The sequence below is a fragment of the Streptosporangium sp. NPDC003464 genome (assembly GCF_053588315.1).
Window position 1 is genome coordinate 21,409 of sequence record NZ_JBSFPS010000121.1, and the last position, 6,597, is coordinate 28,005.

Genomic DNA, 6,597 nt, shown 5'->3' on the forward strand with positions numbered 1-6,597 from the left:
CAACAGGCCAGTGAACAGAGCATGAGACCGGTGAACGGAGTATGAGATGAGCACCGGGCTGATCGACGGGGATCCCCAGCGGCTGGGCGACTACTGGCTGGCCGGGCGGCTGGGCGCCGGCGGCCAGGGTGTGGTCTACGAGGCATACGACGCCGGGGGCAGGCGGGTCGCGGTCAAGGTGCTGCACGGCGACGCGGGCGCCGACCCCGAACTGCGCGACCGGTTCGGCCGCGAGGCCGCCGCCGCCCGGCGGGTCGCCTCGTTCTGCACGGCGGCTGTGATCGACGCCGACCTGGACGGCCCCAGGCCGTACATCGTCTCCGAATACGTCGAGGGCCCCAGCCTGCGCAGGGCGGTCACCGACGGGCGCCGCTTCACCGGGGGCGACCTGCACCGCCTGGCGACCGCGGTCGCCACCGCGCTGACCGCCATCCACGACGCCGGGGTCATCCACCGCGACCTCAAGCCCGACAACGTGCTGCTCGGTCCGGACGGCCCCCGGGTGATCGACTTCGGCATCGCCCGGACGGTGGACATGTCGCTGACCGCCACCGGCATGGTGGCGGGCACCCCGACCTACATGGCCCCGGAGATCTTCATGGGCCAGCGCGCGGGCACCCCGGCCGACGTGTTCGCCTGGGGCGGGATCATGGTGTTCGCCGCGACCGGGGCCGACCCGTTCCGGGCCGAGAGCCTGGGCGGCGTCATGCACCGCGTGCTGTCCGTCCAGCCCCAGCTCGACATGCTGCCCGAACGGCTGCGCCCGTTCATCGCGGCCTCCCTCGCCAAGGAACCGCAGGCCAGGCCGTCGGCCAGGGAGCTGCTGCTGGCCCTGGTCAGCGACGACGGCCGGCTCGACACCCCGAAGCTGCTGGCGGCGGGCAGCAGCGCCGGAGCGCAGATCCGCGCCGCCTCCGCGGACCCGGCGCTCGGCGCCCTCGCCGAGGACGCCTACGCTGCGCTCGGCCCGGTCGAGCGCGAGGTCGCCCCCGAGGTGTTCCTCCGGATGGTCACCGTGACCGACGACGGCGAGCCGGCCGTACGGCGGGCGCAGTGGGGCGAGCTCCTCGACGGGCGGCCCGAGAGCGAGGCGACCGCCGTCCGGCGGGTGCTCCAGGTCTTCGCCTACCTGGTCACTCACGACGAGCAGGAGGTCTGGCTGTCCCGGCCGGCCCTGCCGCAGGCATGGCCCCGGCTGCGCCTGTGGGTCCAGGCCAACCGGGACGGCCTGGCCGTCCACCGGGGGATCCTCACCGCCGCCCGGCACTGGCAGGCCCAGGGCCGCCGCGACGGCGACCTGTTCCAGGGCAGCAGCCTGGAGAACGCCATGAGCTGGGCGGCCACCGGCCGCCGCAACATCACGCTGAGCCCGGTCGAACGCGACTTCCTGGAGGCCGGCGCCGCGCTCACCCGGCGCCGTGCCCGCCGGGGCCGGCTGCTGTCCATCACACTGGCCGCGCTGCTGGTGGTCGCGCTGGCCGCCGGGGCGCTGGCCCTGCAGCAGAGCAGGGTGGCCGAGGCGCGCAACGTCACCATCGCGCTCCAGCGCGACCAGGCGGGGGCCCGTCAGCTCGCCGCGACGGCGGAGTCACTGCGGGTCGCCGAGCCGGTCAGGGCCATGCTGCTCAGCGTGGCGGCCTGGCGGCTGGCCCCGGTGGCCGAGGCCAGGGCGAGCCTCACCGGCTCGCTCGCCCAGCGGGAGACGGCCACCTTCCACGACCCGGCCACCGCCATACAGACGCTCCGGGCGCTGAGCCGCGACGGGCGCACGCTCGTCAGCGCGGGCGGGGGCGAGGTGCGGATCTGGGACGTGCGGACGGGCCGGCGCACCGGCGGGTTCCGGGGGATCGGCGACGACCTGCGCGGGATCGCGCTGAGCCCGAGCGGCAGGCGGCTGGCGGTGATCAGCGGGCTGGAGCTGAAACTCTGGGACGTGGCCAGGGGCAGGCCGACCGGCGCGGCCCTCGCCGTCCAGGGACGCGAGGGCGGCGGCGACACCCAGGTCCACTTCGGCCAGGCCGAGGACCGGGTCCTGGTCACAGAGGGGGAGGGGCTGACGGTCTGGAACCCCGTGACCGGGGACAAGCAGTTCCCGACCGCCGCGGGTATCGACTTCGACACCTCCGCAGACGGCCGCGGGCTGGCCGTCGGCACCATCGACGGGCAGGCGGTGGCCTTCACCCTGGCGGGCCTGGACAGGATCTCGCTGGGGAGCCGGTGCGACACCTGCGGGATGCGTGTCGCCTACAGCCCGGACGGCAAGACACTCGCGGTCAGCCGAGGCAAGACCGTCCAGCTGCGCGACGCCTTCACCGGGGCCGACCTGGAGCGCCCGTTCCTCCCGGGCAACGGCGGGGTGCTGCGCTTCAGCCCCGACGGGCGCTTCCTGAGCGCGACGGACGAGACGAGCGTCAAGCTCTGGCGGGTCCAGGACGGCCGGCTCCTGCTCACCCAGCGGATCGAGGCGTTCATGCCCGCCGTGGCCTTCGACCCGGACGGGCGCACGCTGCGCTACCTCACCGAGGGGTCGGTCACCAGCCTCGACATCGCCGCGCTGACCAGGCCCGTCCCGCTCAAGGGCGCCGGAACCCGTTGGGCCGCGCTGAGCCCGGACGGGCGCCTGCTCGCCTCCCGGGACAGCGGGGCGAGCGAGGTCCGGCTCTGGGACGTCCGGCGGCGCGAGCCCCTCGCCACTCTGAAGGTGGGGCCCGAGGGCGCCGACGGCTACTTCGAGATGGCCTTCAGCGGCGACGGCAGGCGGCTGGCGATCAACACCGGTGGGGAGAGCTCCAGGCTGATGATCTGGGACACCGCGACCTTCCGGCGGATCGCCGCCGTCGAGACCGCGCGCGGGGGCCAGGTTCCCGCCCTGGCGATGAACGCCGACGGCACCGCCGTGGCCGCCTACGTCCTGTACTACGACGTCGAGAAGGCGCCCGGCGGGGAGATCCACCTGTGGGACGTGCCCAGCGGCCGGCACCGCTGGTCCCTGGCGCAGGAATACGTCGAGGCGCTGAGATTCACCCCGGACGGCAGGGCCATCGGGGTCGCCGGCGGGCAGCAGCGGCTGCTGGAGGTGGCGACCGGCAGACCCTTCGGCGAGACGTACGGCTCGCCGACCGTCAGCATCCCGGTGACCTCCATGGCCTTCAGCGCCGACGGCGCCCGCTCCGCCACCGCCGACCAGGTCGGGCGGATCTCGGTGTGGGAGACGGGTTCCAGGAGCCGGGTGGGCGCCCTGATCCGCGGCGGGGCCGGGGCCGGGACCGGGCTGGTCTACTCGCCGCGCGGCGACGTGGTCGCGGCCGGGGCCGGTCCGCAGTCGGTGGCGCTGTGGGACATCGCGACCGGGCGACGCCTGGGTCAGCCGATCGTGACGCACACCGGAGACCTCCAGTCGCTGGCGTTCACCGCCGACGGATCACGGCTGGTCACGGTCGACTCCGAAGGCGTCCTGGCCGAGCAGCCGGTCGATCCCGAGGAGGTGGCGCTCGCGGTCTGCGAGCGGGCCGGCCGTACCCTGTCGCGGAAGGAGTGGCGGACCTATCTGGCCGACATTCCATATCGCGACGTATGTCCTGGTTAGCCCAAACTTTCCACCCTTGGATCGCATCCAAGCCCTTATGAGAGTCGCGGCGAGGTTGATCGAGGGGGATCCGCAGCACCTGGGGGACTACCGGCTGGCCGGACGGCTGGGCGAGGGCTGCCGGGGCGTGGTCTACGAGGCGTACGACCCCGGCGGCCGGCGGGTGGCTCTGAAAGTGCTCAAGGGCGACCCGGAGCTGTGGGAGGGGCTCGCCCGCGAGGCCGCCGCGGCGGGCCGGGCGGCGCCGTTCTGCACGGCCGCCGTGCTCGACGCCGGCCACGCCGGTCCGAGGCCGTACGTCGTCAGCGAATACGCGGAGGGCCCCAGCCTGCGCCGGGCCGGCCGGATCTTCGCCGGCGGCGACCTGCTCGGCCTCGCGACCGCGATCGCCACCGCCCTGACCGCCCTGCACGGCGCCGGCGTGGTCCACGGAGACCTCACGCCGGACAACGTGCTGCTCGGCCCCGGCGGCCCTCGGGTCATCGACTTCGGGCTGGCGCGGACCCCGGCGATGTCGCTGACCTCGGGCCGCCTGGGGACCGGCGCCCCGGCCTACGCGGCGCCCGAGTCCTTCACCGGAGAGGGGACGGGCGCCCCGGCGGACGTGTTCGCCTGGGGGGCGACCGTGCTCTACGCCGCTACCGGCGAGGATCCGTTCGCGGCGCCCACCCTGGACGCGGTGATGCGGCGGATCCTCCAGGCCGGGCCCGACCTGAGTCCCCTGCCCGGCACGCTGCGCGACCTGGCCGCCGCCGCGCTGGCCAGGGACCCCCGTGCCCGGCCCACGGCCCGCGAACTGCTCACCGCCCTGGTCGCCGGGGAGAGCCGCGCCGAGCCCCCTGTCCGGTGTGTGGGGGAGGTGACTCCCGGCGCGGTGCGCGGCGACCACGGGTCCCCCGGTGCGGCGCACGTGGCGGCGGACCCCCTGCTCGTCACCGGTGGTGACGTGGCGGCCAGGCTCCGCACCGCCTGCGACGATCCCGGGCTGGGCACCCTCGCGGAGGACGCCTACGCCGCCCTGGACCCGGCCGAGCGAGAGCTCGTCCGCGAGGTGTTCCTCCGGTTCGTCGTGCTGCCCGCCGGCGGCGGGCTGGTGACCCGGGGGGTGAGAGCTCCCCGGGCGGGGGTCGAGACGCGGGTCGTCGAGGCGTTCGGCTGCCTGGTCGTCCGCCGGGGAGGCGAGGTCGCCCTGGCCCATCCGGCGCTGCCGTACGCCTGGCCCCGGCTGCGAGAGTGGATCGAGGCCGACCGCCACCGTCTCATGGCGCGTGGCGGACGCGTCCGCCGGGCGCTGCTCGTCCTGATCGTTCTGGTGGTGTCCGCCCTGGCCATCGCGGTGGCGGTCTTCGGAGTGGCCGTCTTCGGGGTGGCGGCCTGAGCGGCACCCCTCAGCGCCGGGCGCGGTAATCACCCGAGCGAATGAGGTGAATCACCCTGATGGCGGACGCCCCCGCGACAGCCGCTCTCCTACAGTCTCGGCCGGAGGAGACGACGCGGGGGGAAGTTTCGATGCTCAAAATGTCCGATGCGAGTGACTTCACGGGTGAGGGCCTGACCCAGGCCCTGGAGAGCTACCTGGCCCGCTGGGGCGAGCGGACCGGCATCGTCGTCGAGACATGGGCGCTGCCCGGTACGGCCGTGCCGCGGAACCTGGCCCGGGCGGTGTACGCGACGGTTCTCGAAGCCCTCGCCAACGTCGAACGGCACAGTGGTGCCCGGCACGTCTCCGTCGCGGTCACGCTGAGCGCGACTGGCCTGCGCATGACCGTCAGCGACGACGGCGCGGGGTTCGCCGCGGACCGGTCCGACAGGTCAGGAGGGAGAGGCCTGGCCGCCATGCGGGCCTGTCTCGCCGAGGTGGGCGGCACCTTGACGATCAATTCCGTCCTCGCAGGCGGCACCACGGTAACGGGGGCCGTCCCCGCGTGAAGACCGTCCGCTCCGGGCGGCGGCCGCTCCCGGGACGGGCCGCTCACCCGCCGGGTTCAGGCGGAACGCCCGCGGCCGTTGGCCCGGGTGCGGTCCGTGAATGACGGGCCCCAACTGTCGACCGTGATCCATGGCGTGACGCTTTCCCGGATCCGGAAACTAGTTTGCGCAGGTAGGGGCATATACAAGCCGCCTGATCAGGTCGGAGACGATCACTCGTGCCCGGCCCGGATGAACCGACGTTTTCGGGGGGAAACATGGCGCAGTGTGAGGTCTGCGGCAACGACTATGACATGAGTTTCGAGGTGCACGCCCAGGGGGCCGTGCACGTCTTCGACAGCTTCGAGTGCGCGATCCAGCGGATGGCGCCGATCTGTGAGCGCTGCGGGGTCCGCGTCGTCGGGCACGGGGTCCAGGCCGGCCGGCGCTGGTTCTGCTGCGCGCACTGCGCCCGGGAGGAGGGCGCGGACACGATCGTCGACCGGGTCGGCATCCCCACCCAGCAGGGCGCGTAGGGAGGCGGCCGGCGGCCGGACAGATGTCGCCCGGATACGACTGCTCCGGGCGTCCCGTGACACCTGTGCCGCGGGCCCGGCACGAATGATCGTGCCGGGCCCGCGGACGGTTGGAAGCTCAGATCAGCTCAGCGGCCAGCAGGTGGCGTGAGAGGTGATCTGCGCAGGCGAAACGCCGGAGTTCCTGGCCGTCACGGTCCAGGAGTTGTTGGCGTTGTCGGCCCGGTTGGCGGTGACGATCAACCCGTCCGGGTTCACGTATCCACCATTGATCAGCGTCGTGTTCACCGGGCAGACGGCAACGGCGGTCCCGACGTCGTCACCGTCGATCGTGACGCTCTCGTCGACGTCCTGAGGAGCCACGATGACCCCCGCGGGCCCCTGCGGACCCTGCTCTCCCTGAGGACCCTGCTCCCCTTGGGGACCTTGCTCGCCTTGCGGGCCGGTGTCGCCCTGGGGACCTTGCTCGCCCTGTGGGCCGGCCTCACCCTGAGGGCCCTGCTCTCCCTGGGGACCCTGCTCCCCTTGGGGACCTTGCTCGCCTTGCGGGCCGGCCTCACCCTGGGG

At 73.8% G+C, this 6,597-nt stretch carries 5 protein-coding genes; 4 read left to right on the forward strand and 1 reads right to left on the reverse strand.

Features of this window, described 5'->3' with window-relative positions; genetic code table 11:
- Window positions 1-46 precede the first annotated feature (46 nt).
- From ACWDS7_RS25555 to ACWDS7_RS25570, 4 genes are all read left to right on the forward strand, one after another.
- Window positions 47-3,586, forward strand: coding sequence for a protein kinase domain-containing protein (locus ACWDS7_RS25555; RefSeq protein WP_451931324.1), 3,540 nt, complete (start codon window positions 47-49; stop codon window positions 3,584-3,586).
- A 37-nt stretch (window positions 3,587-3,623) separates the two neighbouring features.
- Window positions 3,624-4,964: a serine/threonine-protein kinase gene (locus tag ACWDS7_RS25560; protein ID WP_451931325.1), complete on the forward strand. Its 1,341-nt coding sequence runs from the start codon at window positions 3,624-3,626 to the stop codon at window positions 4,962-4,964.
- 140 nt (window positions 4,965-5,104) lie between these two features.
- Complete coding sequence (locus ACWDS7_RS25565) at window positions 5,105-5,515, forward strand: sensor histidine kinase (protein ID WP_451931326.1); 411 nt, start codon at window positions 5,105-5,107, stop codon at window positions 5,513-5,515.
- A gap of 257 nt (window positions 5,516-5,772) precedes the next feature.
- Window positions 5,773-6,030: a hypothetical protein gene (locus tag ACWDS7_RS25570; RefSeq protein WP_306866808.1), complete on the forward strand. Its 258-nt coding sequence runs from the start codon at window positions 5,773-5,775 to the stop codon at window positions 6,028-6,030.
- A 123-nt stretch (window positions 6,031-6,153) separates the two neighbouring features.
- Here ACWDS7_RS25570 and ACWDS7_RS25575 read toward each other — a convergent pair whose 3' ends face one another.
- Window positions 6,154-6,393, reverse strand: coding sequence for a hypothetical protein (locus ACWDS7_RS25575; protein WP_306866811.1), 240 nt, complete (start codon window positions 6,391-6,393; stop codon window positions 6,154-6,156).
- Between the last annotated feature and the right edge of the window lie 204 nt (window positions 6,394-6,597).

Bases quoted from the DNA above. Each gene is read 5' to 3' on its own strand.
- ACWDS7_RS25555 (WP_451931324.1), top strand. From the start codon at position 47: ATGAGCACCGGGCTGATCGACGGGGATCCCCAGCGGCTGGGCGACTAC.
- ACWDS7_RS25560 (WP_451931325.1), top strand. From the start codon at position 3,624: ATGAGAGTCGCGGCGAGGTTGATCGAGGGGGATCCGCAGCACCTGGGG.
- ACWDS7_RS25565 (WP_451931326.1), top strand. From the start codon at position 5,105: ATGTCCGATGCGAGTGACTTCACGGGTGAGGGCCTGACCCAGGCCCTG.
- ACWDS7_RS25570 (WP_306866808.1), top strand. From the start codon at position 5,773: ATGGCGCAGTGTGAGGTCTGCGGCAACGACTATGACATGAGTTTCGAG.